The organism is Peribacillus simplex (assembly GCF_001542915.1).
Lineage (GTDB): Bacteria > Bacillota > Bacilli > Bacillales > DSM-1321 > Peribacillus > Peribacillus simplex_B.
Window position 1 is genome coordinate 690,968 of the sequence record NZ_LNNH01000012.1, and the last position, 25,718, is coordinate 716,685.

A 25,718-nucleotide genomic window follows, 5' to 3' on the forward strand; every position below is an offset into this window, starting at 1 on the left:
TTTTTCACTTGAATTATCCAGCAAAGTGAAAGGCCGTCCGGCTTCCCTTTTGCGTCGAAATGACTTGGAGCTGGGCATCGATCCTTTCCTTCAATTCCGGTACATGCGATATGATACCGACTAACCTTCCCGTGCTTTGTATCTCCATCAACGCTTCAATCGCCTGCTCCAGTGATTCAGGATCGAGCGTACCGAACCCTTCATCGATGAACATCGTCTCGAGCGATATTCCACCCGCATTCTGCTGGACGATATCCGCAAGACCTAAAGCGAGAGCAAGTGACGCCTTGAAGCTCTCTCCTCCCGAAAGGGTTTTGACATGCCTTTCCTGTCCTGTATATTGGTCATAGACGGATAATTCCAGCCCGCTTTGGATGTTTCTGCGTGTTGGATCCAGTTTTCGCAGCAGCTGGTAACGGCCGCTGGTCATTTTCAGCAATCTTGAATTGGCTTCTTTTAAGATGTCATCTAAAAAGGCTGCCAATACATACCGTTCAAACGTAATTCGGAAGGAGTTTTGGCCTTTGGAAATTTCTGATAGATGGCCGACGATACTGTACCTTTCATCGAGGCTTTTCTGATCTTCCCTGATTTGTGCCAATTTACTCTCGATTTCTTCATTCGTCTGTTTTTCCGAAAGTAATTGGTTTAGACTTTGGCGCATGGACTCCAATTCTTCATTTATGAATTCAAAGGTCTTCTGCAATCCTTCCATATCCGGTTTGACGACATCTTTTAATTTCATCTCCAGATCATGGAATAAACTTAAAACACTTTGCCAATTTTGATTATACTGCTGGATTTGCTCTTCCAAGTTTCCGAGAGCCGCTTCCGATTTTTTCGCTGCGGTATATTCTTTATAGTTGGAAAAACCTTGATGGGTCATATCTGCAATGAACTTTTCCCGTTCCGCTTTCAATTCATCGTTTAATGCCTCGATATTTCCGCTTCTGGACTCTTTCTTTGCCTGGATGACCGATTCTTTTTCCTTCACCATTTGAAGGTTTTTCTGTGCATCTTCCAAGGCAGTTTGTAATTGTTTCTGTGTTTTCACGGCAATTTGATAAGCTGCAGCATATTCGTCCGCAGTCCGGATTCCTTCTGGGAGGGAATCCGTTAAGCCCGCTAATTTCGTGGAGCTTTCAATATATCTGGTTTTACCTTGGTCTTCGTTTCTTTCCAAGGCGATCAAATTCTCTTTAAGCTTGGCTGCCTTCTCTTTTAATGCCAGCATCACTCTTTCCAATTCAGTAACTGCCGCTTTTTTCCGCATCGTTTCCATCAATTGCGCATGGAGCGTTTCGCCTTTTTCCGTGAATTGCTTCAAATGCAATTCGATATCTTCCGGATTGAATTGGGGCATATCAGCTTGCAGGTCCCGCAATTTTTCCTGAGAAGAGGCGGCCAGGGCATCATATTTGGATTGGGCCCGGTAATATTCGCTTTCCGCTTGGCTTTTTTGCTGCTCTGCCATTTTCAGCTTGTTATCTTGCTCTTTCAGTTCCAAATCCGTCGGCATGTCCTCATGCATCCGTGCTGGTTTTGGATGACTTTCCGAGCCGCACACAGGACAATTCTCCCCAGAGTGCAATAATGAAGCAAGCTTGCCAGCTTGACCTGAACGCCACTTATGATTGAGTGCCTCCAGTTTCTCCTGCTCCGAAACTTGCATTCTTTGACTCTCCTGGAACCGTTTATTCTTATCATCCATATCCTGCTTCATATATTGTATCTCGGAGAAGGATTCTTGAAGTTTTTTCATTTTCATTAATGATCGATTCAGTTTTTCTGCTTCCATTTCCTGCTCCCGATGAAGGACCGCCGCTTTTTCGGCTTCGCTTTTTTCAACCGCCGCCTTCTCTGCGTCGTTTTCGACTTGCTGATACTGGGCCACATTTTTCTCACGAAGCTCTTTACTATTCCGCCACTCTTTTTCATCCAAAGTAACTTGGGCTGTCAAACTGGCAAAACTCATGACAGCCCCTTTTAGCTGCTCTAGCTGATGCACATTTCGTAAGGCCTGCTCCCTTTCCTTTTCCTTCAGCAATTCCCTATCAAAGGTATCCTGCTTCTCCTTACGGTCCGCTTGCAGCTTCTCCGCTTGCTCGCCTAGCTTTTGCAGTTCCTCGTTCGCATCTTGCACTTGCTTGCCAATGCGCAAATAATATCGTTCCTGCTTTTCAAGCGATGCCGCTTTTTGTGCCATTTTGATTCGCTGCTTCACTACTTCCATTTCCGGCTGCCTCGATTCAAGGTCCGCCTTCTCATTTCGCAGTTTCTCTTTATCCGAGAACCGATTCAGCAAATCAGCCGCTTTAGAAAGCTCTTGATTCACTTGATCACGAGCCTTCTGCTTTTCCTCGATTTGTTCCTTGAGCTGTTTGCCTGTTTCACTGGCGGCCGATATGACATCCTGTAAAAGGGGAAGGACCTGCTGTTCGTTAGGCTCTTCAGCTTGCAGTCGCTCCTGCAATTCTTCATGATTGCCAGCTTTGATCCCCTTCATCAATTCGATTCGCCGCTGCGCGCTTTTTTCACTTTTCCGCTTAAGGACGGATGCTTCTTCTTTTAATTTTTCTTCTATACGTTTATAAAGTTCTGTATGAAATAACTTCTGAAGAATCTGTTCCTTATCCTTGCTATCGGAAGTTAGCAGTTTACGGAATTCATTCTGCGGAATCATCAGGATTTGCCTAAACTGATTGGCATCAAGCCCAATGAGTGATTTGATTTTGTCTTCAACCTCACGAACATTCGCTCCTAGCAATTTGTTTCCATCAGCCAATATTTCATATAATTCGGCTTTCGCTCCTACTGTTGTCGTTCCTTCGCCAGCCTTTTTCTTCCGTTCCTGCTGTGGTGACCGGATCACTAAATAGGTTTTTCCGCGCAAGGTGAATTGCAGCGAGACTTCCGTCAACATATCATCTTCGGCAAACTGGCTCCGCAAATCTTGACCGCTGCGGTCCTCTCCGCTTGCCTTTCCATATATCGCAAAGCTAATCCCATCAAATATGGTTGTTTTTCCTGCACCTGTCTTACCAGAAATGACAAACATCGTCCGCTCCCCAAGGGAATTGAAGTCAATGATTTCCCTTCCTGCATAAGGACCGAATGCCTGCATCGTTAAAATATGTGGTCTCATTTCAAGGCCTCCTCTTTCTTAACGGCTTCGATTACCGACACCATCAAATCTTGTTTCTGCGAATCAAATTGGCGATCCGTCATTTCTTGGTAAAACGATTCAAACAGATCCAGTTCCGATTTCTGCTCATCCTTGATCGAGGAGAAGGCTTTTTTTCTTCTCAGATCGGTCAAATCCCATTTTCGCTCGAGGTGAAGTACATTCGGGTATATTTGGCGTAAGCGATTGATCGGATCGATGAGCGAGCCCTCATCATTCAAGGTTATTTTCAAGTAGTCATCCTGTTTTTGCAATCGATAAAAGGCAGGATCGAGCAGTTCTTCCATCGTTCCTGCTATTTCCCTCATATCAAGCTTAGGTGCCAAGGATCGATAGCTTAGTTCAAAGCTCCCATCCTCTTTCATATCGACGACGGAAAGCGATTTTTTTTGCTTGGCCTCAGAGAATGAATATTTCAGCAACGATCCGGAGTAAAACACTTTAGGGTGACGAATGGCATCCGGACTATGCAGATGACCAAGTGCCGTATAATCGAAAGCATCGAATAGGTCCGAGGTAACGCAGCCTGAACCACCTACTGACAAAACACGCTCCGAATCACTCGTTTTGCCGCCTAAAACAAACGCATGTCCGACAAAGACATTCGGTTCATCCTGATTGAGGTTCTCCGCGATCTTGCCGGTTATCCGCTTCATGGCGTCTTGATGGGAATGGATGCTATCATCTTCAAAAAGATGGCGGATTGTCCCTGGTTCAGCATACGGGACGCAATAAAAATTCACTCCCTTGATGCGGACCGGCTCACATGTTTTTGTCAATTTCCCCTGAATGTATAACTGGCTATGGCGATACCATGATGAACCGAAGGAAAGCCGTTGTGCCGAATCATGGTTTCCTGATATGGCAACGATCGGAATGTTCATTTTCACATTGATCGTATAAAGGATTTCATCAAGAAGCTCCACTGCTTCAATCGGCGGGACCGAACGATCATATAAGTCCCCGGCAATCACGACCGCATCCGGTTTTTCCTCCTCGACTATATTTATGAATTGCAGCAGTGCATACCTTTGATCCTCAGTCATATGTACACCGTGAACAATTTTCCCTAAATGCCAATCAGCGGTATGGATAAATTTCATAATTTCACTCCGTCCTCATTTTTACTTACTATTATTATAGCAAAAATTCATAGAATAGCATGGATTGGGCACAAACGTTCTAACTTTTACCATTCTTTCGAATCTGCTGTACAGATGAAAGAAGGGCTTCGGAATTATCCATTCCGAAACCCTCTTGAATTTTTATTGAATTGGTAGCAGGTAGGGAGGCTTGGTGGAGAAACGCTCCTTTTCACTGCGGGCACTTAGCTTTCTGCGGGAGGTCCCGTGAGCCTCCTTGGCTCTATGTGAAGTGCATGGCCTGCGGGGTCTCCCTTGGACTGTATTCGAAAGCGGGTCTTTCACCTTTCGCACCAGTCCACTCTCCGTTATCGTCCATTTCACTGTTGGCAGTCAGGCTGATGGAGAATACTAGGCAAAACAAAAAAACGGCAGACAAACTCCCATACGATCGGGTTTGCCTGCAGCCGGTCCTTATTCACCTTAACTGAATAAATGTTCATATGGACTCATATTCACTTCTCGTTCAGCCAATTTTTTTTGTAAGAACTTGTGATCACGCTTTGGTGTCGCGATGATATATCCTCGGATCACCAGGTCCTCGGTAATATCCCCCGCTTTTTCCTTGATGGCCAATTCACCGATTTTCCCGGCAATCTTATGCCGGGCAACATCCCGAAAAAGTTCCGGTACAGGGCTCACTAAATCTTCAAGCAAATCCTTTTGCTGTTTTGTCCATAAGTGCTTGGTTTGATCCAAATAGTATTCTTCCCAATCCATATCCGACTTTCCGTCTTCTTTAGGAAATCTTTTCAGGAACTTTCGAAACATGAAAAAGCCGCCAATGCTCATCAATATGATTAAAAGGACTACCCAAAATAGAATAAACCATAAAAACCAGCCACTAAGCAAAGTATCACCCCATATGTATAGAATCGTCACTATCATTATAGACAGTAACCCATATCTTTACAAGACTGGCAAAGTAATCATTCCGGCTCGTTCACTTCCAGTAGAACCAATGAAAAATCCCCGACTGCATTTTCTTCATAGAGATTTGTAACGGAAGTAGCATAATTATGAATTTCCGCTCGAAACTCCTCGTTCAGCTGCGGAATCTTTATATCGAATATCATTTGATAAAGCAGTGTTGTGATATCATGGTATTCCTCATTCGTTACCTTGAAATTAAAACTGACTTTTCTGATTTCTCCACCTTCAGATCCTTCTACAGTGTCAGCAAGAAAATCAGTAACAATCAGCCGAACATCATTTAAAATGACCTCATCCACCATATTATCCACATCTCCTTAAATGTTCTTTCAATCATGTTATCACTTGAAACTGCCCTAGCCAACGATTCAGTCTTGAAAAAATAAAAAAACGTGCAAAGGAATTCCCCGCACGTTTTTTTTATTGATCAATTTCCCTTTTTGACGATGATGCGCCATTTAGCATCATCGATCTGTTCGAACTCCGTAATTTCATGACCTTCAGTGGCAGCCCAGCGCGGAATGCTTTCGGTTGCTTGGGTGCAATCGAAATTAATGATCAATTCCTCTCCCATTGCCATATCCACAATTGCTTCTTTTGCTTCCACTAACGGGAACGGACAAACCATCCCTGTCGTCTCCAGTACTTTTGCCAAGTGAAATCCACTCCTTGTTCGTATTTTTGCTGAATTCTTAAGCAGCTTTGGAAGAACCAACCTTCTGCTTTTGCTTACGGATAATCGTGAAATAAGTAGCCACCCATGTACCTAGAAGGAAGAAGATAATCGCAATCCAGCCTTGCCAGGCAAATAATGCAGAATTCACCAAGCCATTCCCGATTGTACATCCTCCTGCGACACTCGCCCCGAATCCCATGATTACACCGCCAAAAGCATTATTACGTAATGTTTTCATATCTGGCAGGCGCCAACGGAATTCCCCGCTTCCTTTTGCCGCTATGAAAGCCCCGAGGAAAATTCCCAATACTAAAAACGTCCCCCAATCGATTAACGCATCATCCCCGGTAATAAGGAAAGTCAGGATGTTCGCGGAAGGAGCCGTGATTCCGAGACCAAACATCCTGCCTGTCATCGCACTTAACGGCCAGGCAATGATGGCAATCAGGCCAACCAACAATGCCGTAATAAATGGATGCCACCGTTTTTCGAATAATAGGTGAGCCAGCCCCTTTTTCTTCGGTTTCATTTGAAAGATTGGCAGTTTAGGCTTCCTTAATTCACGTATCACCAAGATGCCTACCGAAACGGTTACGAGGATCACAAGCACCCAAGGCGAAACATTCAATGTCTCGTGAATGTACGTGTCGCTTGTACGATAGGATAACAGATGATCCCCAGCCACTTTCCAGACACCGTACTTCGTCATGGCTGCTCCAAGCATATAACCAAAAAGAGCTACCCAGCTACCAATCATTCCTTCTCCAGCCCGGTACCATGTACCGGTAGCGCAACCGCCTGCGAGAACCATACCGATACCGAATATAAAGCCGCCCACGATTGTTCCCAGCCATGGAAATCCATCATTTCCAAACTGAATGACCCCTGTGCCATTCAAAGCATAAACACCCATACTTTGTATCGCTATAACAACGAATGTAGCTAAAAACATCCGTCCATCTTTAGCTAAAATCAAATCACGATATGCACCAACAACACAGAAACGGCCCCTTTGAAGCACAAATCCGAGCATTAGCCCACATATAATCCCTAACACAATCATTTGTAACATCAACCGTCTCCTCCTCTAGTAAATTTATCATAATATTAATATAATATAATTCAGATGAAATTACTAGGTTTACATTTTCTAAATCGCGCTGTTTTTCCAAATTAATTCCATATCCATCATCGATAGTAAGGGATTTACATCCTCGTCTTGCCCTTTACGCTCCCTAACAATAAAAAAACCTGGGTCGCTTTGAAGATCGACTCAGGTTTTTTTGACTTCTTTTACTGGCATTCGTGAAAAGCAGGACATGCAATGAAATTCCACAACAAATCAGCTGAAACTGGCTGCCTTCACCTTTTTATATTGATATAGCATCGCAATTCTCCAGGGGACGATCATAGCAAAAGCGAGTAAGAAAAACATTCCGCTCAAGACGCCTATTTCAAGGGTGCTCCCGAGCATAATTTTCGCGACGAGCCGAATCACCATAAGGCCAATAAGGATGAATATGAACGCTTTTGAGCGCAAAATGTAAATCTTTTCATCTCTCACTTCAAATTTTGAGGTTTTGATGAGCAAGATGGAAAATAGCATCCCTGCGACTAGAGCCTCCAAAAATTCGTATCGAGAAACCCGGAACATGGGGAAAATAAACATCAAAGCTCCCGTACTCATGAATAACGGCGGCAAGATGATCTTCTTTTCGTTCACTGGTTTTTTTGTTTCCTTCATCCGCAACATGAAAACACCCATAGCCATCACGATCGCTATACCCGTTGATATATATATCATCTCTTAACCATCCCTTTTAACTAAAAATAGGTAAGTACCATAAAAAATTATATATGACTTCAATTAATAAACAAAGTATATATTACCTATTTAAGATAAACAAGGAGCGTGTACTTAATCAAGCGCCCTATTGATGGCATCCACTACCCTGCTCTCGTCAAAAGGCTTGACGATAAAATCCTTTGCTCCAGCTTCTATCGCTTCGACAACCATTTTCTGCTGACCCATTGCCGAGCACATTATAACCTTTGCAGCCCGAAATTCCTTTTTGATTTCTTTAACTGCATCCAACCCGCTCATGAGTGGCATCGTTATATCCATAGTCACCAAATCAGGTTGAAGGTGTCGATATAGTTCAATCGCCTCTTCGCCGTTCTCCCCTTCACCGATCACTTCATGTCCAGCCTTTGATAAAATATTTGAAAGCGTCATTCTCATAAACTTAGCATCATCAACAATTACTATTCGGGCCATGGTCTTCCTCCTCATTTCCAACAACAAGATTCAAAAAAACTGCGTGAGAAATGTAATGATTTATCCAGTATGTATAGGATATAAAACTTTAGACCTAAAATCAAGAATTATCATCCAATTAATAAGTATAAAATCATTTTTTTAAGGGTAATTAGACCTAATTACATTTAATCAGTTTGAATTTTTTTGAAAAACTAGCTTTTTATGGACTAAAATCCGGTAAAGCCACCGAATAGTCTAGACAGGACTGCAATGATTTGGGTCATCCAATCAAAAAACAAAATGACACCCATTACAATCATGAGGTATCCGCCAATCTTCATAATGGATTGGCTATACTTTTTGATCCACTTCAGCTTACCGACAAAGAACGATAATATGAAAAATGGTATGGCAAAACCTAAAATGTAAGCAGCCATATAGCTCATGGCGGCACTAGGGTTCGTTGCGCCCAATGATATGACTGCCCCTAATAATGGACCTGCACAAGGTGTCCAGCCAGCTGCAAAGGCCAATCCGATTAATATGGAACCGATATAGCCGCTCGGACGGTTTTTGAATTCGAATCGGCTATCCTTCATCAAGGATTTCGGCTGAAAAATTCCAACGATGAATAATCCAAAAACGATGATCAAAATGGCACCGATCTGACGAATTAATTCTTTATAATTGGTAAAGAATGATCCTAGATAGGTTGTACTGAAACCGATCGCAATGAAAACCAAGGAAAAGCCAAGCAGGAAAAATAAAGTATGCAGCATACTCCTTCTTTGTAGCATGGCGTTCTCCGATTTGATTTCCCCGACGCTCATACCCGTAATATAAGACAAAAAGGCTGGATACAGCGGTAGGCAGCACGGAGAAATAAAACTTAAAAAACCTGCGCCAAAGGCCAAAAATATATTTATGTCATTCAATTGAATTCACTCCTATGTATATCAACCTATAAACATTGTAACAAATAAGATAACTGAATACATGTATGGGACTATGAAGATTCATTGACAGCTACTTACGATCCACAACAAATAAATCTGTTTGATCAATAAGATGAACACATATTTGAATTCATTGGTCCAAGCCGATATAATTGTTATATTCATACAGATTTTACAACCAGCTCACATTAAAGGGTACCTTATAAAATGCTAGGGCCAGAAAGGAAATATAATGGCTAAACAGAATGAATTCCTTGAACAAATCGAATTAAAGCGGAATGAATTGATAAAAGTCGTCGCTGAAGATGGTTTGAACTCAACTATTGCCGTGGAGTACAGCCAGCAGCTTGATCGATTACTGAATAAATATGATGAACTCTTTTATAAAACCGGTGCAGGTTTTTAATCGTTAGTATCGTGGATGTTACCCAGGGTAATCTCCAGCCGTATTCTCTCCTGTCAGTATCAGTATATGCTTCCTTTCCCGGAAGAACTCCTTTATTCATTCTTTCTCCTGATGAAATTCCTCCATAAAAACAGGCAGCACGTTCGCTGCCTGTTTTCTTATTTTAACTTAAAGAAGGTCAGATGGATTTACGTTACAATATCGACATCCGAGGTAGGTGCGTAGTTTGTCACGACAAGAACGACAGGTGACCCTGCCAAAACGGATGAACCATCAGGAATGGTCAGCACGAGGCTGCCGACACCAGTAGCACCTGGAGTGTATGTGGATATATCCTCCATTTGCAGCACACCATTAATAAACACTTCAAATGAGCTGTTTTCAGCAGTCAATACAGGAAGCACTGTAGCCGCACCGCCAGTGTCCGTCCAAAAGCTTGCAGGATCGATCGTCAGTTCAGTTGGACCTTCCAATGCTGCAGGCACCTCATAAAATAAACGGGTGATCAATGGATTTACACTAATCAGCGAGGTAGCCTCAATGGCTAATTTCATGATCTTTAACGGCAATATATTCACCTCTCTTCTCTATAAGCTATGACTTCAAGGACGGAAGTGTATAGACAAATTCCAAAAATGGTCCTCACGATAATCGGTATTTTATATAAAATATATAGGAGATAAGAAAAAGGGGAGAATTTAAGAAAATGGACAATAAATATTGCCGTTTTATCAATGAGGATGAAGAAATCCCTAAACCTTTGTTGTTTTTCCCTGCATGCTCTTTCACGGAAGTTCGCACGAAAATCCCAAAACGTATCGTTGCATATGAATTTTATGCCGTCGCAAATGGATGCCAACGGGTTTTTGTTGAAGAAGATGGGATATCGGACATTGAAAAACAGGTCATACCAGATCCAGCAACAGTATCTTATATCAATTTATTCATAAATGGCGTCCTGCAACCTCATGATAATTACACCGTTGAAACCGGAAAGCTTACATTGAATACCGCAGATGCCCCAATTAAAGGAACACCCATCATATTGCAAATGTTCATTATCTAAAAGGGAATGATCTCTTTGTAACCTCAATGTCATTGAAGTTAATGCTTTATTTACCCACCACCGGCTAAATAAAATGGAACTCCATATACTAACTCATATACACACAAGTACAGGGGGGACTATTTTGAAGACCATGATGATGACTTTCTCCGTTTTCTTTCTTCTTTTCTTCTGTAAAGCGAACCATATTGACGCCTTAACATCCAGCAGAGCGGTATACGAAAAAACTGGAAACGTTATTTGGGATGGAAAAACCAATGAAAAAATTGTCGCAATCACTTTTGATGATGGTCCACACCCTTCCTATACCCCTCAAATCCTGGATATATTGGCTAAATATAATGCCAAAGCCACGTTCTTTGTTTCAGGCAATAAAGTGAAAAGCAATCCTGGCATCCTCAAAAGAGAAATCAAAGAAGGACATGAAATTGCGAACCATACGTATCATCACTATTACGACAAAAATATGACAGCTGAATTATTATCTTCCGAATTGGACAAAACCGATAAAGTGATTTGGGATATTGCCAAATACAAACCGACATTATACCGGCCTGTAGGTGGACTTCATAACGATATAATCATTAATACCGCAGTAAAAAAAGGATTCAAGGTTGTTTTATGGTCCTGGCATCAAGATCCCCAAGACTGGAAACGGCCGGCACCGAATAAAATATCCTCCCACATCATACATTCGTTACGGGCTGGTGACATCATTCTCCTCCACGATTGGAGCGATCGTCCCCAAACGGTAATGGCTCTGGAACCGACCTTGGATTATCTATATAAAAACGGCTATAAGTGCGTGACCGTATCTGATCTATTATTTCGTTCCAGTCAAAGCTCTCCCGGTTTTTTCCAAACATTCCCTGTCGAATGAGCGTTTATGCAATGTTTCGCCGTTAGGTAACTAGCAAAGAAATGATGTGATTGCTTTTTCCCTAACGGACAGCATCGCCATCTTGTTACGATTTTGCATGTAGAAAATAAATGAATTTGACAAATCACATACAATCATTTATTCTTAATTCAAGATAATTTAATTCGAGATATTTTTTATGCTACACTATCTCGGATTAAAGATATCTAACTAACACATAAAAATTTAGGAGGAATCATAAATGATTGGTTTAGGTTTATTACTAATACGATTGGTTATTGGTCTATCGTTCGTTGGTCATGGCGCGCAAAAATTGTTTGGCTGGTTTGGCGGTCATGGATTAAAAGGAACTGGAGGCTGGTTTGACTCGATCGGCATGAAGCCGGGAGTTACGATGGCCCTGTTTGCGGGTATTTCGGAGCTTATTGGCGGTGCATTGTTCGCTGTAGGTCTGCTTACACCTCTAGCTGGGATATTGATAGCCGCTACCATGCTTGCTGCGATTGTTAAGGTTCACGGAGCAAATGGCTATTGGGCAACCCAGAACGGATATGAATACAATCTTGCCATCCTCGCAGTTGCGATTGGTGTCGCTTTAACTGGAGCTGGTCCTTACTCACTTGATTCCATTCTTTTTTAAGCTATGTATCATTGTGAAAAACACGGAGTCGGATATATCCACTCCGTGTTTTTTTCTGCTACTAAACATAGTCATACTTCTCAAACAACGATCATTTAATTCAAAAATGCCTGTAAAACTGCAAATTCGAGGCGCTGTTCCTTCCTATTTACGATTATATAGCGTTTTCATGATCACCTCATCCCGCATTGCCCCTTTTTCTTATTTAAAATTGGCTGTTTTCGCATATTTTGCTATAAATCACCTAGTAATGCGGTGTGGTTGATTTACGCTCCCTACTTTGCGAAAAGAGCCTTAACATTATGCCGGAACTGTCATTGTGGGAATCCTCTTCTGAACAAAGAGAAAGATGAAGGTACTAATGCAGGAAGGGTCTTCTAAACACCATTATATACGAGTCATATCCAGCATTAAATAACCGCGGATAAAGGACACTTTTTCATGTGTGTCCCATATCCGCGGTTTCACTCAATTATCATTGTATATTCCATGGAGGCGTCGGCCTATTCAATCCCTGGAAACCACCCTGGGGAATGGATGATGGCCTGCCATAATGGATCAGGAATCTCTAATTGCCGTTGATGATCTTTGTTTATTTTTGTGACGATTTCCGTTTCTCTTCCTTGTTCCACTTTTTGTACCCATTCCGGATCAATGATCAATTCACGGCCTAAGGCAAGCAGAGGAACGCCTGATTGCAGTGCATTGATCGCATCATCTGCCGTGTAGATCGAACCGACGCCGATGACAGGAACTTGATCTCCGACACGTTCTTTAATGACTTCCATCCGGGGCCGGTTAGCATTTGCTCCCCTTCTTCCTTTTGACCAGAAATCCATTAATGAAACATGAAGGTAAGCCAGATCTTTTTTCACAAGTCCGTCAATCAATGCAAGTGTATCGTCCATCGTGATTCCAGGTGTTTCAGGTTCCTCTGGTGAAAAGCGATATCCTACGATGAACGGTGCTTTGGCATGGTTTGCCACGGCTTTTTGGACTTCATCCACCACCGCTAACGGAAAACTCAGGCGCCTTTCAAGTGATCCTCCCCACTTGTCTTCGCGACGGTTCGAGTGCGGGGAAAAGAATTGCTGAATCAGGTAACCATTGGCACCGTGAATTTCGACACCATCATATCCAGCTTCTATGGCACGTCGAGTGGTTTCACCAAAATCGAGAATGATCGATTCGATTTCCTTTTCGGTCAGTGGACGCGGAACCGTTTTCCCTTCGCCAACTGATGGGATATCACCTGCGCTTACAACATCGCCATTAGGCACTAATTCCGGTGGAACCTCGCGGCCGCCATGAAAAATCTGGAGGATTGCTTTTGCACCTTTCGCTTTTATCGCCGAAGCTAAACGACTTAGGCTAGGAATCATTTCGTCCGTATCACCGCCAAACTCCCCATGAAATCCTTTGCCATTTGCCGTCACATACGTACAAGCCGTTATCACCATGCCCACCCCGCTTGACCGGCGCTCATAATAGCTTATTTCTTCATCGGATACGGTCCCGTCAGGATTCGAAGAGAAATTGGTCATCGGTGCCATCACCAGACGATTTTTCACTTCCACCCCTTTCCCTATATTGAATGATTCAAATAATGGTGTATATTTAGAATTCATTTGACAGTCCTCCATTTATAAGTAAGTTACCAACAACCGAATACGTAACGGTCGGTTGTCATTGAATGATCACGCATGCTTAGCGATTAACGCCGAAATTGCTTCTTTAGGCTGAAGGCCCACTGCCTGATCGACCTTTTCTCCATCTTTGAAAAGAATAAGTGCTGGTATTCCCATTATCCCGTATTGTTGTGTCGTCGCTGTATTTTCATCAACATTGAGTTTAACGATTTTAACCTGTTCACCCATTTCATCGTCCAATTCGTTTAGGACTGGTGCAATCATTTTACACGGGCCGCACCATGGGGCCCAAAAATCAACCAGCACTAACCCCTCTTTAATTTCAACAGCAAAATTTCCATCTGTAACATGCTCGATAGCCATGATCATTTCCTCCTCGTTTTATCCGTTATAAACACCAGTTTAAAACCTCATTTATTAAAATCAAGATTCGCGATTCGATTTTCCTCCATAAGGAAATCGGATTTCTCAGCCTTTAATTTGGGATGTATCTTAACAGATTCCAATTTACCTGATAACTCCATAAACCAAGTCTCATCTTTGGAAAGTAACGCTAAATCAATTAATGCCAATAGATGGCTTTCGTTACTAATTTCTAAATCGGGCAGCTTTTGAGTCCATTTACTTGGGATCCAAATCGATTTACCAACCGCCTTTTCATTATCACTTTCCACTACATTCACTTTAATGATATCTTGATTTCGGCCTATGGTTTCGATGAACCCATGAATGAGTTCCCCCTCCCTCGACCTTCCTTGTACCCAATCACCGTTTTCAAATGGTCTATTTCCTGCCATATCGAAACACCTCTTTTATATTCATTTTAAGAACAACCCTTAACTGTAAAAATAAAAGATACAGTAAGGATAAAAGAAAAAACTAATCAATATCGAGGACATTGCTTAATTTTTTCCAAAAACGTGCTAAGTGTAATATTTTCTAAATACTTTTCAAAATATAGCTCGGCTTCATCGAATATTTGATCCATGACCACCTGGGTATTGGAAGAAATGACACACTTTTTCTCCGGATCACCCGTACACCATTTCGGTTTCAATGTCCCATGTGAGACGGTTATATAAATATCCGCTAAACTTACCTCTTCAGGATTACATTCGAGAATATATCCTCCGCCAACACCTTCTTTAGTCTTGACATACCCTTTATTCCGTAAGCAGCTCATCACTTTCCTAATTCTTGCCGAGTTCGTACAAACGTTTTCTGCAATAGACTCACTACTTGCCATATGATCGGGCAAATAAGCCAAATAAACCAAACTATGCACAGCTATTGTAAAATCACTATTCACTTTTGGCATCCTCCTCAAGGAGATTACTGTAATTTTAATCATTACAGTTGCTAAAGTCAACTCTCACCACTTTATGATCATGTCATTCATTTTGCCACACTCAAGAAATGGATCGGTAAAAAACGTCAAATGATACCCAATGCTTGTCGGAGATGGCTTTGATTACATAGTGAGGTAAGGTCATTCCCAATAAAAGAATAACCTGTTCCAATTGTGGACAATATCGAGTCTTTGAAAAAACAGATAACAGAGGAAGAGTAAAGTATTGAAGAAAGTGCAACCAGCAAACTGGACGAGGTGAAAAGCCAATGACTAAACGGCTTACCGAAATCAAAAGCCATTTACAATAATTGGTTATCCAGAGAAATATTTAATGTTCGAAGCAAACAAGGCGTGGTCCAACTTGCCAAAGGACCAACGCCTTATCATTCATACATGAAAAGGATATTCAGGTGATATGTTTCGAACAGGTCCTAATTACACCAGAACCGATCATATCTACTAATTCAAACTATAAACGATTCCAAAAACGACTCAGTCACCGAGCTCCGTTTGAATTTCGTTTTTTGATCACTGCCCTGTCTTTTAATGTTTGTCTTCTTGTCGGGGATAACCCCAATTCCCTAGGTTTCATTACGAATAAAATAAGGTTTCTATACTATATACTTTTTAATAGTGTCATATGTCAAACTAGTCGGTTGCCATTCATTTTTAAAGGTTGAATGATTACTTTCTCCAAAATGATACTCATTCAGGGCATCTGTATCCTTTAAGATATTTCCCGTTAAGATACAGAGTGCTGACTCCTCTTTGTCAATCACCTGCTGAGACACTAATTTTCGTAGTCCAGCAACAGTAGCTGCCGAAGCAGGTTCACACCCAATGCCACTTTTATCAATTATAGCTTTTGCGTCAAGAATTTCATCATCTGTTACGGAAATGGTCGTCCCATTTGTTTGTCTTAAAGAAAGCATGGCTTTTTTCCAACTAGGTGGATTTCCGATATTCAATGCAGAAGCTCTAGTATATGGCCGAGGTTCAGGAATAAGTTCACTCTTATTTTGAGCTATCATTTTATGGAATGGGCTGGCACCTTCAGCTTGTACAATTGCTACTCTTGGCACCTTGTCTATAAACCCGAGTGAAAATAAATCCTGTAATCCTTTACCTAATGCAGTTGCGTTACTTAAAGCTCCACCAGGTACTACAATCCACTCAGGTAAATTCCAGTTTAAATAGTGGGCAATTTCATAAATAATACTTTTTTGTCCTTCTATCCGAAAGGGATTAATGGAATTGCATACGTATAAACCAAGATCACTAGCATTCTCCTCTAAAAACTGAATTCCGTCATCATAAGTACCCGAAATACTAAAAACATGTGCACCGTACGCTATTGTCTGTAATACTTTATTAATCGATATATCTTTATTTGGGACGAAAACATAAGAATTTGCATGAGCGATTGAGGCATACATAGCTAAGGAAGAGGATGTATTTCCTGTTGAGGTGCAAGTGAAGTTTTTAAAACCCAAGGATTTCCCATGAGAAACCGCAACCGTCATACCATTGTCTTTAAATGAACCACTAGGATTTTCACTTTGCGCTTTTAAAGAAACTTGACTCAATCCCGTATATTTCCTAATCAACTCAGAAGAGTATAATCCTGTGTTTCCTTCATATTTGGTAATAATGCAGTCTTCAGGTAACTCAGGAAAAATTAATTCTTTGTATCTCCATACCCCACTTGCGTATGGTGTCATTCTTTCAGAAAGGCGTTCATTGAATAAATGCTTCAAAAAGTCAGCATCATAGTTGTGAAAATCTTGGACAATATCTAAAAGTCCGCCACATGTACAATGGTGGTTTAAATTATTGGAAGACATTCCTTGACCACAGTCGATACATATTAATTTCATTTTATTAGGGACATACAAGCTGCCCTCTCACCTCTTTACTTAGAAATTTTCTTGAGTTGGAACTTTTATAGTCTTATAATAACGGAAGAAAACCAATACATATAATATATCTTTTTATGGTATTCATACGTTTCATTTATGATTATAGAGGTGAATAATGAACCTACATGCATTACGACTATTTCATACTGTCGCTGAAAAGGGAAATGTTACTCGTGCGGCTGAGGAGCTGAATATAAGTCAGCCTGCTGTAACGGCACAAATTAAAAAATTAGAACAAGAAATCGGGTTAAATTTATTGTCTCCTAAGGGTAGAGGCATCTTATTAACCCAAGCTGGCCTTCAACTTGCTAAACAAGCTAAAAGATTATTTTCCCTTGAAGCCGAAATAGACTCTTATATTAATCAACTCAAAAATGGAGCAGTTGGAAAGCTACGTATTGTCGCAACATATCTTCCAGCAAATTTTTTATTACCAAAATGGATAGGGCGATACAAACAAAGATACCCTGAGGTAGAGGTAGAATTAACAACAACTAATTCTCGTAGTGCAATCGATCAGTTAATTAATTATGAAGCAGAAATTGCTTTCATAGGTGGAAGAAAAGAGTTTAATCCATTCATTCATAGTAAGGAATTACTTGAAGATAAAATGGTATTTGTCGTGCATAAAGATCATAAGTTCGCTTCAAAACATATTACATTGGCTGAAATGGCAAGAGAGCCTTTTGTGTTTCGAGAAGAAGGGAGTTCCTCAAGGGAAAAGTTGGTTTCTTTATGTAAAATCCATCATGTAAATGAACCAATCGTTGGCTTACAAATTAATGGATTGAATGAAACAATCAGAACAGTGATTGAAGGTTATGGAGTTACCTTTGTTTCATCTCTAGAAGTTAACGAATATATTACCCGTGGAGAAGTAGGCACAGTATATGTAGATGAAATTCAATTAAAAAATCCCATCTCATTATGTACAAGAAAAAAAGATACACTTGCCGAAACTGCGCTTAATTTCATACAAATGATTGAAAAAGATGAAAATTAACCGAGGAGGCGCGCAGCCTCGAACAGAATTGTCATTTTCAACATTCAGCATTCTAAATATTGAGTTTAGATAGATTGAAAAAATGCATCTTTCCAACAGATATCGGTATTTGCTCCAAGAGCATTTTCAAAAGAAATAGTACGAGACCCGAAAACGGATGTTGATAAAATTAAAAGACCTGAGTAGGGTAGCTTACCGAACTCAGGTCTTTTAATTTTATGTAGCTTATACCGCTCATTTTTTATTAAGGTTTCTCCGATGTCACATATGTACCAGCAATGAAATCATGAATCGACCGATGATCCTTTCTTATACCGACCATGAATGCGCTAATAATAAAACCTATCCCAATTGTAAGGATATAGACTATACCTGCAACGAATGTTCTTAACAGCATCGTGCCTATACCTAATTTCCTGCCATCGACCCGTACGATACGGATGCCCATGAACCTTTTCCCGACTGTATAGCCATACCAGACTATCGGGACGATCAGCATGTATAGCAAGTCCAATATTGTTGAGAAATCTTCATTTTCCCAATCACCGGTTATCCAACCAAAAATCAATGTTAAAGGCAAAGATATTATTAGTGCGTCGAGAATTCCTGCGAAAAATCGTTTCCAAAAACCTACTGAATCGTTCATCAATGATCCTCCTGTTAGCAGTTGTAGTAGTTACAATTAACTATTTTACCAGATATGAGCTATTGTAACGAGCCTTTTTACATATTCACCAACCATAATCCAAACATTTGCGATATTATTACCCTGACTTGCAGATCCTTTGACTCCGTTTGCATGGAAAGGCCGGTCAGAACCCCTTGCTATGTAACGGAACAAGACCACTCAAAGACTTCTTCTGCAATACAAAAAAACCCTCTCTCTGGCTCATTCATGCAGAGAGGGGGTTTCGGATCTGTAATGGAAAGATAAAGCAAAAACAATGGAAATTTATGATGAAAGATTCACTCTTCAAAGTAGTTTATGATTTGCTTATCTTATAATTGCCATTAATCAATGAATGAACCCTTGAGTTTATTTTGTTTGTTGTTTATTCATGGCGCTCATCATTTGATTAATTTTCTTTTGGGATGGTTTCATACCCATTTGCATCATCATCATTTTCAGCATCTGTTCGTTAATTGGCGGATTTTTCTTTAAGTAATCCATCATGTATTTACGAGCGATGAAAAATCCCAGCACTACTCCAGCAATCAATGCCAGTACGCCAACTAGAATGTAAACCCACATACTATTTCCTCCTTCGTGTTGTCTAACATCAGTGTACTAGACCAAAGGTTATTATACAATACCCGCTGCCGAAAAGTCCCCCATTTAGACAAATTTTCTTTCTTTTATCGGTTTTAACCAGCCGTATTTTTCGTGTTCAAAATCTATGGCGAGAAAACTCGCCTCATATTTTCGAATACATTCAAAAAAGGCAGTCTCCGCTTCGTAATCTCCATCAGCTTTTAGTGTAATGGATTCATTCTCGATAATTAAAACGGCTTTACTTGATCCATTTGTTTTTTCTAGATAGTATTTGCCATTTTGCGTCCAAAAATTCATCTTTCTTTGCAAGCGGTGCTCGATGGCCAACTTCAATTGGATGGTCGGGACTGTCTTGGTGACAAATTCGATTTGTTTTTGCAAAATACTCTTCAGTCGGCCCCGTGCATGAATATATTCCAAAAACAAATTGAAAAATAGCTTTTCTCGACCGTAATAATGATGGGCAAATTCATCTTCGATTAAAAAAATTTGATAGGTTCTCATCAGCCAATGCCTCCTAGCATTCCTATTTTGGTCACACGGACAACGCAACACCAAACCCTTCCATTTTTTACTATCTATGATGACTTTCCCCTATAATTGACATAATTAAACGAAAATTAATTATTCTCATTATATATTGACAAACGGACGGTATATGTTGTTTGTTGGAGAAATTTTCTTCTTTTTTTGTCGAATCGAAGAATTCCCCCTTACAATAAGAAATTCCAATAAAAAACTGACACCAAACTAGTTGGCGTCAGTTCCATTTACGATCATTTTAACAATTCTTTAACACGGGCCACTACATTATCGACTGTGAACCCAAACTCTTCCATGATCTTGTTTCCAGGTGCAGACGCTCCAAAGTGATTGATGGCCAAGATTTCACCTTCATCACCTGTATAGCGATCCCAGCCAAACGGTGAAGCCACTTCAATGGCTAGACGTTTTTTCACAGCCGGATTGATGACACTCTGTTTATACTCTTTCGATTGCGTTTCGAATCGATCCCATGAAGGCATGCTGACTACAGAGACATCAATGCCTTCTGCCGCTAAAGCTTGCTGTGCTTCCACAGCCAAGTTCACTTCGCTGCCTGTCGCAAGAAGCAAAGCATCAGCTTCTTCTTTTTTCGAGTCGGAGATGATATAAGCTCCTTTTGAAACACCTTCATAAGCATTTTTATCCGTGTCCTTAATTGTCGGTAATCCTTGACGAGTAAGTACAAGGGCAGTTGGTTTATTTGTAGACTCCATAGCCACTTTCCAAGCCGCTGCCGTTTCATTCCCATCTGCTGGACGGATTACACCTAGGTTCGGCATCGCCCGTAATGAAGCCAATTGTTCGATTGGCTCATGGGTCGGACCATCTTCCCCTACAGCAATGCTGTCATGTGTGAATACATACGTTACAGGTAAACCCATCAGTGCTGCCATTCTTATGGCTGGGCGCAAGTAGTCAGAGAAAACGAAGAAAGTCCCCCCGTATACTTTAAGTCCGCCATGGAGAGTCATCCCATTCAATGCAGCTCCCATTGCGAATTCACGTACACCAAACCATATATTACGGCCACTGTAATTACCCGGTAATAAATCCGTCTCACCTTTAATGGCCGTGTTATTCGAGCCGGCTAAATCTGCCGATCCACCTATGAAGCTAGGCACCCTTTTGGCAATCGCATTTAAAACTTCTCCGCTTGAAGCACGGGAAGCCAATGTTTTTCCTTCTTCATAAACCGGTACTTCCTGATCCCATTCAGCAGGCAGCTCACCTTTGATGGCCAGTTCCAATTGTCCGGCTAATTCAGGATGTGCTTCTTTGTAATTCTTGAACAGTTCGTTCCAAGCTTCTTCTTTTTTCGATCCAGCTTCAACACAAGCTTGATTGAAATGTGAATACACTTCCTCAGGAACATGGAAATCTTCCTCGAACGTCCATTTATATGCTTCCTTAGTCAGCTTCAGCTCATCTGAACCAAGCGGAGCGCCATGAACTGCTGACTTACCTGAACGGTTTGGTGAACCGTAGCCGATAACTGTTTTCACTTCTATTAATGTTGGACGATTTTCATCCGTTTTCGCTTCTTCAATCGCTTTCGCAATTTCTTCCAGATCATTTCCATCCTCAACTCGGATATATTGCCAGTTATAGGATTTGAAACGTTCCGCTACACTTTCACTGAATGACTGACTTAAGTCTCCATCAAGGGAGATATCATTGGAGTCATATAAAACAACAAGTCTTCCAAGTTGGAGATGCCCAGCTAATGATGCCGCTTCAGCAGAAACACCCTCCATTAAATCTCCATCTCCGCAAATGCTATATGTATGATGATCGACCACATTATAAGAATCACGGTTATAGCTTTCTGCCAAGTGTCGTTCGGCCATTGCCATTCCAACTGCCATCGCGATCCCTTGTCCTAACGGTCCTGTAGTCGCATCTACGCCTGCAGTATGTCCGAATTCAGGATGGCCTGGAGTTTTACTGCCCCATTGACGGAACCCTTTTAAATCATCAATGGTCAAGCCATACCCAGACAAGTGCAGGAGGCTATACAACAGCATCGATCCATGTCCTGCTGAAAGAACGAAACGATCTCTATTGAACCACTCTGGATTTTTCGGGTTATGATTCATATATTCAGTCCATAGTTTATACGCCATTGGCGCTGCACCCATAGGCATCCCTGGATGGCCAGAATTAGCCTTTTCAATTGCATCAATCGATAAAGTACGAATGGTATTGATAGAAAGTGCATCTAATTTATCTAACATATAGTAAAACATCCCTTCCTGTAATGTACCTCTTTATATTATAGTGACCCGCTAAATATCACAACTAAAATCACTATTCGATACCCAATATTATACATCCTTTAGCCAAAATTAAAGAATTCCCCTATTTAGATTAAACTAAATAGGAGAATACATACATGAATGCACTCTCTTTTAAGGATTACTGTCCAAAAGAAGCTTAAAAATAGAGAGTTCCCGTCAGGAAAGTCCCAGCATTAATGTAAGTTTCTTTTCTCTTTAATATCTTTAATTTTCTGTGGAGTGACGTCATTACCTTCAGGATCGACCACTTTCACGTGTTCTAACGTATCGGACATCGATCGCCTGAATGTTTCTAAATACTCGCTTCTTAATAGCGTTTGCTCTTTCGCTTCCATTTCCGTCAAGCCGACTTCCTTAGCCTTTTTGGAAAGTTCATTAATGCGGGCCAATTTTTCTTTTGATAGCATAATTTCGCTCCTTCATATCTGCTGATATTGTCATGGTATTAAAAAAGAAGCGAAATTACAAGTTCTATGATTGACTTTCCTCTGTATTTTGCTGATGCTCAAGATAACGGCGGTTCACGGTAGCCTTGGATACTTTATAGCCAAACCCCCTTAAGGTGGCTGCAATTTCTGCAAACGTCAATCCGTTCGCACGAAGTTTAATGATTTCTTCTACAGGAATTTCCTTGCGGTCCCTTCCGGTTGCATTCCTTTGGTTATGCAGGTTTTTTTGAGGGCGGTAGCCTTTTTCGACAGCCCTTAACATCCCGCGTTTTATTTTCAAATTATGTAGCTTCCTTTGATATTCCTCCACAATCCCGACTATTTGGATGACCATGGCATCTGAATCCGATAGCTCAAGTTCCCCATCATGCGAAAGTGTGTAAATTTTCACGCCTTCTTTAAGGATGACATGGAAAAGCGCGATTTTGGCATTGCCTCTTCCAAGCCGTGTCTCGTCCTGGATTAATAGGACTTCAGCTTCCTTGGTTTTAAAAAGCTCCAGCATATCAAAAATCCCGTCACGGTTTAGCTCATACCCGCTCGCCTGCTCTTTTATTACCGCAACCACGTCCACATCCATCTTCCCGGCCAACTTGACTAGTTCATCTTCCTGCCTTGCCAATGATGTTTCCTGTGTCTCTTTTTCCGTGCTGACCCTACAATAGATAACTGCCTTCATAATACCCTACCTTCACTGCTGACTGGCCAAATTCTGAACGAGCTTTTCCCCTTTTACCGGTATCACGATTACTTGTCCGGGTTTAATCGAATCCCCACTGATACCATTATGCTCTTCTATCCAACCAATGAATTCTTTTTTTGTCAAATCAGCTTCTTCATATTCTTCGGCGATTTCCCATAAGGTATCGCCTTCGCTTACTTCTATAGAAAGGAAATCCTTTTTTTGATCATCGTTTATTGTGCAAGAGAATAAAATTGAAAATATAAATACTGAACCGGCTAATAGAATCGTATAAATATAATTTTTGTATAATTTTTTCATGAATAATCCCTCCGACACGAATGTTCGTTCGCATTTTATATTTAAATTATAATAAGAACACCTGTTTCAGTCAACAACAAAATTCGAACTTATGTTTGTATAGGATTGGCCTCCATGCTATAATGAAGCAAAGAACATTGGGGAAGAGGTGCACATATGACTAAACTATCAAAACGGCAGCAAGATATTCTTGATTTCATTAAAGAAGAAGTTCGCCTGAAAGGGTATCCGCCATCCGTAAGGGAAATCGGCGAAGCAGTTGGGCTTGCATCAAGCTCGACCGTACACGGACATTTATCCCGCCTGGAAAGCAAAGGACTGATCAGACGTGATCCAACCAAACCGAGGGCCATTGAAATCCTGAATTTGGAGGATGCTAACAATATTCCGAAAGCCAATGTCGTGAACGTTCCATTACTTGGTAAAGTTACAGCCGGCATGCCGATAACGGCAATTGAAAACATAGAGGAATACTTTCCGCTTCCCGAAAGCATGGTACCGCATGATGATCATGTATTCATGCTTGAAATCATGGGGGAAAGTATGATCGAGGCAGGAATTCATGACGGTGATTATGTCATCGTGAAGCAACAGAGCAGTGCCAATAATGGAGATATCGTCGTGGCGATGACTGAAGATGATGAAGCCACAGTAAAACGATTCTTTAAGGAACCGGATTACATAAGGCTGCAGCCAGAGAACTCGAATATGGAGCCCATCATTCTGCGGGATGTATCCATACTCGGAAAAGTGATAGGCTTATATAGGCAAATACACTAAAAGCGCTAACCGCGCTTTTTTTGTTTGTCTCTTAATTTATGTAGAGAACTCTCTCATTATGCGTAGGGATTTTTTGATAGGATTATTTTTTACTAGAAAAGAACACATTTCCCTTCCACTATGCAATCGGCAGACAAAAAAAAGAAAGCAAGTGCATAGCACTCCCTCCCGATTAACGTTCATTTCACTCTTAATCTTTGGTTCACTTTGATTAAGTTTAGATCGGCCAGCCCGTTCCATTGCTGAATCTGAACTTGCGTTGAACCATATGCCTTGGCAAGCGCAGAAACGGTATCCCCTTTTATCACGATATGATAGACCTCACCCACCATGGAGTCAAACTTGGTTAAATCGCTCGTTTCTATAAGGTTCACCAGTTTTTCAATATACTTCGGGTCTGTGGCGTAGCCTGCATCGTATATTGCCTTGAGGGCTTTTTTAAAATCCTTTTCACCGATGACGGCCGTATATAAATTTCTATTCCACGAAGTCCCGAATGCATACAGATTGGCAAGATCGCGAAGACTTTCCTCCCATGTCGGGTACTTTCTGAATTTATTCCTTACTTGGACAGGTGCTCCGTTAACATATTCGATTGTTTGCATAATGATAGATTCGCCTTTATAGTCACCTTTCGTACCGAATATATTTTTTGCTTGCTTGGCTAAAGTGCTTGTCCCATATCCACTCTCCAAACATGCTTGGGCTATTATGACGGAAGGTAAAATTTTAAACTCTTCATGAATTCTCAGGGCATAGGGTGCAATTTCATTTATAAACGTTTCCTTGCTCATTCCGACCTCCCGATAAGATTCTCCAGTAGATTAATGCATGCCTTCACTCATATCGTATTCAGAGGGATAAGAAAGGTTACAGGTCGTCCAACCAATTGGGTATCTAGTTGGACTCGCCTGCAAGATTAGAGCCAAATCATCAGCAATATTACGATAGTATATTTTGTTTATACATGGTAAAAAATAAGCTTGAAGAATTTCTTACTTAAGGTGGTGCACTGATGGACTTTCCAACTATCCATACAAACTTTTGGGATGCTGTGATAGCGATACCTATCATCATGATCGTCACGCAGGTCGTCAAGATCATGTTCCATATCCCATCCAAATTCATCCCTACCATCGTATTAGGTCTCGGTTTATTCATTTCCATTTTCATCAGTCATCGACAACATTTGGTTGCAGGCATTTTCATGGGCTGGTTTTATGGATATGCAAGCATTGGCAATTATGCCGCCCTCAAAACTGGTATATTATCCTATCGATCATCCAAACAAAAGACGGAGTGAAT

General features: G+C 41.0%; 31 protein-coding genes. 7 read left to right on the forward strand and 24 right to left on the reverse strand.

The features are described 5' to 3' along the window. Positions 1-13: 13 nt before the first annotated feature. From AS888_RS08395 to AS888_RS08435, 10 genes are all read right to left on the reverse strand, one after another. The gene (locus AS888_RS08395) at positions 14-3,145 is read right to left on the reverse strand and encodes an AAA family ATPase (protein ID WP_061141685.1); all 3,132 of its coding nucleotides are present in this window, start codon (positions 3,143-3,145) and stop codon (positions 14-16) included. Continuing rightward, positions 3,142-4,287, reverse strand: coding sequence for an exonuclease SbcCD subunit D (locus AS888_RS08400; protein WP_061141686.1), 1,146 nt, complete (start codon positions 4,285-4,287; stop codon positions 3,142-3,144). The genes AS888_RS08395 and AS888_RS08400 overlap by 4 nt, the downstream gene beginning before the upstream one ends. Before the next feature lie 262 nt (positions 4,288-4,549). After that, the gene (locus AS888_RS26370; RefSeq protein ID WP_221408572.1) at positions 4,550-4,690 is read right to left on the reverse strand and encodes a hypothetical protein; all 141 of its coding nucleotides are present in this window, start codon (positions 4,688-4,690) and stop codon (positions 4,550-4,552) included. 59 nt (positions 4,691-4,749) lie between these two features. Next, entirely contained in the window at positions 4,750-5,178 is a 429-nt protein-coding gene (locus AS888_RS08405) for a DUF2621 domain-containing protein (RefSeq protein ID WP_061141687.1), read from the reverse strand. 77 nt (positions 5,179-5,255) lie between these two features. Further along, positions 5,256-5,561 carry a DUF3219 family protein gene (locus AS888_RS08410; RefSeq protein WP_061141688.1) on the reverse strand — a complete coding sequence of 102 codons (306 nt, stop codon included), beginning with the start codon at positions 5,559-5,561 and terminating at the stop codon, positions 5,256-5,258. Positions 5,562-5,686: 125 nt separating this feature from the next. Further along, on the reverse strand, positions 5,687-5,914 hold the full coding sequence (locus tag AS888_RS08415; RefSeq protein WP_061141689.1) for a sulfurtransferase TusA family protein: 228 nt from the start codon (positions 5,912-5,914) through the stop codon (positions 5,687-5,689). Positions 5,915-5,951: 37 nt separating this feature from the next. Then, positions 5,952-7,007 carry a YeeE/YedE family protein gene (locus AS888_RS08420; protein ID WP_185113050.1) on the reverse strand — a complete coding sequence of 352 codons (1,056 nt, stop codon included), beginning with the start codon at positions 7,005-7,007 and terminating at the stop codon, positions 5,952-5,954. A 270-nt stretch (positions 7,008-7,277) separates the two neighbouring features. Then, positions 7,278-7,739 (reverse strand): CcdC family protein, encoded by a 462-nt coding sequence (locus AS888_RS08425; protein WP_061141690.1) that lies wholly within the window; start codon positions 7,737-7,739, stop codon positions 7,278-7,280. Between the two features lie 114 nt (positions 7,740-7,853). Next, the gene (locus AS888_RS08430) at positions 7,854-8,213 is read right to left on the reverse strand and encodes a response regulator (protein ID WP_061141691.1); all 360 of its coding nucleotides are present in this window, start codon (positions 8,211-8,213) and stop codon (positions 7,854-7,856) included. A gap of 209 nt (positions 8,214-8,422) precedes the next feature. Further along, a complete protein-coding gene (locus tag AS888_RS08435) occupies positions 8,423-9,130 on the reverse strand; it encodes a cytochrome c biogenesis CcdA family protein (protein WP_061141692.1) in 708 nt (235 codons plus the stop codon). Positions 9,131-9,383: 253 nt separating this feature from the next. Here AS888_RS08435 and AS888_RS24980 point away from each other — a divergent pair, with 253 nt between their 5' ends. After that, positions 9,384-9,557: an aspartyl-phosphate phosphatase Spo0E family protein gene (locus tag AS888_RS24980; protein ID WP_081092349.1), complete on the forward strand. Its 174-nt coding sequence runs from the start codon at positions 9,384-9,386 to the stop codon at positions 9,555-9,557. Between the two features lie 188 nt (positions 9,558-9,745). Here AS888_RS24980 and AS888_RS08440 read toward each other — a convergent pair whose 3' ends face one another. Further along, a complete protein-coding gene (locus AS888_RS08440) occupies positions 9,746-10,111 on the reverse strand; it encodes a DUF4183 domain-containing protein (RefSeq protein WP_311316470.1) in 366 nt (121 codons plus the stop codon). 152 nt (positions 10,112-10,263) lie between these two features. On the opposite strand from AS888_RS08440, the gene AS888_RS08445 reads away from it, so the two are divergent. The 3 genes from AS888_RS08445 (at position 10,264) to AS888_RS08455 (ending at position 12,143) form a co-directional block, all read left to right on the forward strand. After that, positions 10,264-10,623 (forward strand): DUF4183 domain-containing protein, encoded by a 360-nt coding sequence (locus tag AS888_RS08445; RefSeq protein ID WP_081092350.1) that lies wholly within the window; start codon positions 10,264-10,266, stop codon positions 10,621-10,623. A gap of 133 nt (positions 10,624-10,756) precedes the next feature. Further along, positions 10,757-11,503: a polysaccharide deacetylase family protein gene (locus AS888_RS08450; RefSeq protein ID WP_061141846.1), complete on the forward strand. Its 747-nt coding sequence runs from the start codon at positions 10,757-10,759 to the stop codon at positions 11,501-11,503. A gap of 241 nt (positions 11,504-11,744) precedes the next feature. Further along, positions 11,745-12,143: a DoxX family protein gene (locus AS888_RS08455; RefSeq protein WP_061141694.1), complete on the forward strand. Its 399-nt coding sequence runs from the start codon at positions 11,745-11,747 to the stop codon at positions 12,141-12,143. Positions 12,144-12,646: 503 nt separating this feature from the next. On the opposite strand, the gene AS888_RS08460 is transcribed toward AS888_RS08455, so the two are convergent. From AS888_RS08460 to thrC, 5 genes are all read right to left on the reverse strand, one after another. Continuing rightward, positions 12,647-13,771 (reverse strand): NADH-dependent flavin oxidoreductase, encoded by a 1,125-nt coding sequence (locus AS888_RS08460; protein ID WP_061141695.1) that lies wholly within the window; start codon positions 13,769-13,771, stop codon positions 12,647-12,649. A gap of 69 nt (positions 13,772-13,840) precedes the next feature. Continuing rightward, complete coding sequence (gene trxA / locus AS888_RS08465; RefSeq protein ID WP_061141696.1) at positions 13,841-14,155, reverse strand: thioredoxin; 315 nt, start codon at positions 14,153-14,155, stop codon at positions 13,841-13,843. A 47-nt stretch (positions 14,156-14,202) separates the two neighbouring features. Beyond that, complete coding sequence (locus AS888_RS08470) at positions 14,203-14,589, reverse strand: IDEAL domain-containing protein (protein ID WP_061141697.1); 387 nt, start codon at positions 14,587-14,589, stop codon at positions 14,203-14,205. An 86-nt stretch (positions 14,590-14,675) separates the two neighbouring features. Continuing rightward, a complete protein-coding gene (locus tag AS888_RS08475; RefSeq protein ID WP_061141698.1) occupies positions 14,676-15,101 on the reverse strand; it encodes an RrF2 family transcriptional regulator in 426 nt (141 codons plus the stop codon). Positions 15,102-15,754: 653 nt separating this feature from the next. Continuing rightward, positions 15,755-17,020: a threonine synthase gene (thrC, locus tag AS888_RS08480; RefSeq protein WP_061141847.1), complete on the reverse strand. Its 1,266-nt coding sequence runs from the start codon at positions 17,018-17,020 to the stop codon at positions 15,755-15,757. 157 nt (positions 17,021-17,177) lie between these two features. On the opposite strand from thrC, the gene AS888_RS08485 reads away from it, so the two are divergent. Then, complete coding sequence (locus tag AS888_RS08485; protein ID WP_061141699.1) at positions 17,178-18,065, forward strand: LysR family transcriptional regulator; 888 nt, start codon at positions 17,178-17,180, stop codon at positions 18,063-18,065. Between the two features lie 244 nt (positions 18,066-18,309). Here AS888_RS08485 and AS888_RS08490 read toward each other — a convergent pair whose 3' ends face one another. The 7 genes from AS888_RS08490 to yneA all read right to left on the reverse strand — a co-directional run bounded on the left by AS888_RS08490 (position 18,310) and on the right by yneA (position 23,633). After that, entirely contained in the window at positions 18,310-18,711 is a 402-nt protein-coding gene (locus AS888_RS08490) for an RDD family protein (RefSeq protein WP_061141700.1), read from the reverse strand. Between the two features lie 390 nt (positions 18,712-19,101). Next, complete coding sequence (locus tag AS888_RS08495; RefSeq protein WP_034312934.1) at positions 19,102-19,317, reverse strand: YneF family protein; 216 nt, start codon at positions 19,315-19,317, stop codon at positions 19,102-19,104. A gap of 84 nt (positions 19,318-19,401) precedes the next feature. After that, on the reverse strand, positions 19,402-19,842 hold the full coding sequence (sirA, locus tag AS888_RS08500) for a sporulation inhibitor of replication protein SirA (protein ID WP_061141701.1): 441 nt from the start codon (positions 19,840-19,842) through the stop codon (positions 19,402-19,404). A gap of 272 nt (positions 19,843-20,114) precedes the next feature. Further along, a complete protein-coding gene (gene tkt / locus AS888_RS08505; protein WP_061141702.1) occupies positions 20,115-22,118 on the reverse strand; it encodes a transketolase in 2,004 nt (667 codons plus the stop codon). 236 nt (positions 22,119-22,354) lie between these two features. Next, complete coding sequence (locus tag AS888_RS08510; protein WP_061141703.1) at positions 22,355-22,588, reverse strand: DUF896 domain-containing protein; 234 nt, start codon at positions 22,586-22,588, stop codon at positions 22,355-22,357. 64 nt (positions 22,589-22,652) lie between these two features. Further along, the gene (locus tag AS888_RS08515) at positions 22,653-23,309 is read right to left on the reverse strand and encodes a YneB family resolvase-like protein (RefSeq protein WP_061141704.1); all 657 of its coding nucleotides are present in this window, start codon (positions 23,307-23,309) and stop codon (positions 22,653-22,655) included. A gap of 12 nt (positions 23,310-23,321) precedes the next feature. Beyond that, the gene (yneA, locus tag AS888_RS08520; RefSeq protein ID WP_061141705.1) at positions 23,322-23,633 is read right to left on the reverse strand and encodes a cell division suppressor protein YneA; all 312 of its coding nucleotides are present in this window, start codon (positions 23,631-23,633) and stop codon (positions 23,322-23,324) included. A gap of 156 nt (positions 23,634-23,789) precedes the next feature. On the opposite strand from yneA, the gene lexA reads away from it, so the two are divergent. Continuing rightward, on the forward strand, positions 23,790-24,413 hold the full coding sequence (gene lexA / locus AS888_RS08525; protein ID WP_061141706.1) for a transcriptional repressor LexA: 624 nt from the start codon (positions 23,790-23,792) through the stop codon (positions 24,411-24,413). Between the two features lie 179 nt (positions 24,414-24,592). Here lexA and AS888_RS08530 read toward each other — a convergent pair whose 3' ends face one another. Further along, the gene (locus tag AS888_RS08530) at positions 24,593-25,207 is read right to left on the reverse strand and encodes a glucosaminidase domain-containing protein (protein ID WP_061141707.1); all 615 of its coding nucleotides are present in this window, start codon (positions 25,205-25,207) and stop codon (positions 24,593-24,595) included. Positions 25,208-25,428: 221 nt separating this feature from the next. Between AS888_RS08530 and AS888_RS08535 the strand changes: the two genes are divergently transcribed. Beyond that, entirely contained in the window at positions 25,429-25,716 is a 288-nt protein-coding gene (locus AS888_RS08535; protein WP_061141708.1) for a hypothetical protein, read from the forward strand. The last annotated feature ends 2 nt before the right edge of the window (positions 25,717-25,718 follow it).

Bases quoted from the DNA above. Each gene is read 5' to 3' on its own strand.
- AS888_RS08495 (WP_034312934.1), bottom strand. From the start codon at position 19,317: ATGTGGGTTTACATTCTAGTTGGCGTACTGGCATTGATTGCTGGAGTA.
- AS888_RS08510 (WP_061141703.1), bottom strand. From the start codon at position 22,588: ATGCTATCAAAAGAAAAATTGGCCCGCATTAATGAACTTTCCAAAAAG.
- sirA (WP_061141701.1), bottom strand. From the start codon at position 19,842: ATGAGAACCTATCAAATTTTTTTAATCGAAGATGAATTTGCCCATCAT.
- AS888_RS08425 (WP_061141690.1), bottom strand. From the start codon at position 7,739: ATGATATATATATCAACGGGTATAGCGATCGTGATGGCTATGGGTGTT.
- AS888_RS08470 (WP_061141697.1), bottom strand. From the start codon at position 14,589: ATGGCAGGAAATAGACCATTTGAAAACGGTGATTGGGTACAAGGAAGG.
- AS888_RS08515 (WP_061141704.1), bottom strand. From the start codon at position 23,309: ATGAAGGCAGTTATCTATTGTAGGGTCAGCACGGAAAAAGAGACACAG.
- AS888_RS08450 (WP_061141846.1), top strand. From the start codon at position 10,757: ATGATGATGACTTTCTCCGTTTTCTTTCTTCTTTTCTTCTGTAAAGCG.
- AS888_RS08400 (WP_061141686.1), bottom strand. From the start codon at position 4,287: ATGAAATTTATCCATACCGCTGATTGGCATTTAGGGAAAATTGTTCAC.
- yneA (WP_061141705.1), bottom strand. From the start codon at position 23,633: ATGAAAAAATTATACAAAAATTATATTTATACGATTCTATTAGCCGGT.
- AS888_RS08445 (WP_081092350.1), top strand. From the start codon at position 10,264: ATGGACAATAAATATTGCCGTTTTATCAATGAGGATGAAGAAATCCCT.
- AS888_RS08430 (WP_061141691.1), bottom strand. From the start codon at position 8,213: ATGGCCCGAATAGTAATTGTTGATGATGCTAAGTTTATGAGAATGACG.
- AS888_RS08420 (WP_185113050.1), bottom strand. From the start codon at position 7,007: ATGTTACAAATGATTGTGTTAGGGATTATATGTGGGCTAATGCTCGGA.
- AS888_RS08530 (WP_061141707.1), bottom strand. From the start codon at position 25,207: ATGAGCAAGGAAACGTTTATAAATGAAATTGCACCCTATGCCCTGAGA.
- AS888_RS08455 (WP_061141694.1), top strand. From the start codon at position 11,745: ATGATTGGTTTAGGTTTATTACTAATACGATTGGTTATTGGTCTATCG.
- AS888_RS08485 (WP_061141699.1), top strand. From the start codon at position 17,178: ATGAACCTACATGCATTACGACTATTTCATACTGTCGCTGAAAAGGGA.
- lexA (WP_061141706.1), top strand. From the start codon at position 23,790: ATGACTAAACTATCAAAACGGCAGCAAGATATTCTTGATTTCATTAAA.
- AS888_RS08395 (WP_061141685.1), bottom strand. From the start codon at position 3,145: ATGAGACCACATATTTTAACGATGCAGGCATTCGGTCCTTATGCAGGA.
- AS888_RS08460 (WP_061141695.1), bottom strand. From the start codon at position 13,771: ATGAATTCTAAATATACACCATTATTTGAATCATTCAATATAGGGAAA.
- AS888_RS24980 (WP_081092349.1), top strand. From the start codon at position 9,384: ATGGCTAAACAGAATGAATTCCTTGAACAAATCGAATTAAAGCGGAAT.
- AS888_RS08410 (WP_061141688.1), bottom strand. From the start codon at position 5,561: ATGGTGGATGAGGTCATTTTAAATGATGTTCGGCTGATTGTTACTGAT.
- AS888_RS08490 (WP_061141700.1), bottom strand. From the start codon at position 18,711: ATGAACGATTCAGTAGGTTTTTGGAAACGATTTTTCGCAGGAATTCTC.
- AS888_RS08535 (WP_061141708.1), top strand. From the start codon at position 25,429: ATGGACTTTCCAACTATCCATACAAACTTTTGGGATGCTGTGATAGCG.
- thrC (WP_061141847.1), bottom strand. From the start codon at position 17,020: ATGAAATTAATATGTATCGACTGTGGTCAAGGAATGTCTTCCAATAAT.
- AS888_RS08440 (WP_311316470.1), bottom strand. From the start codon at position 10,111: ATGAAATTAGCCATTGAGGCTACCTCGCTGATTAGTGTAAATCCATTG.
- tkt (WP_061141702.1), bottom strand. From the start codon at position 22,118: ATGTTAGATAAATTAGATGCACTTTCTATCAATACCATTCGTACTTTA.
- trxA (WP_061141696.1), bottom strand. From the start codon at position 14,155: ATGGCTATCGAGCATGTTACAGATGGAAATTTTGCTGTTGAAATTAAA.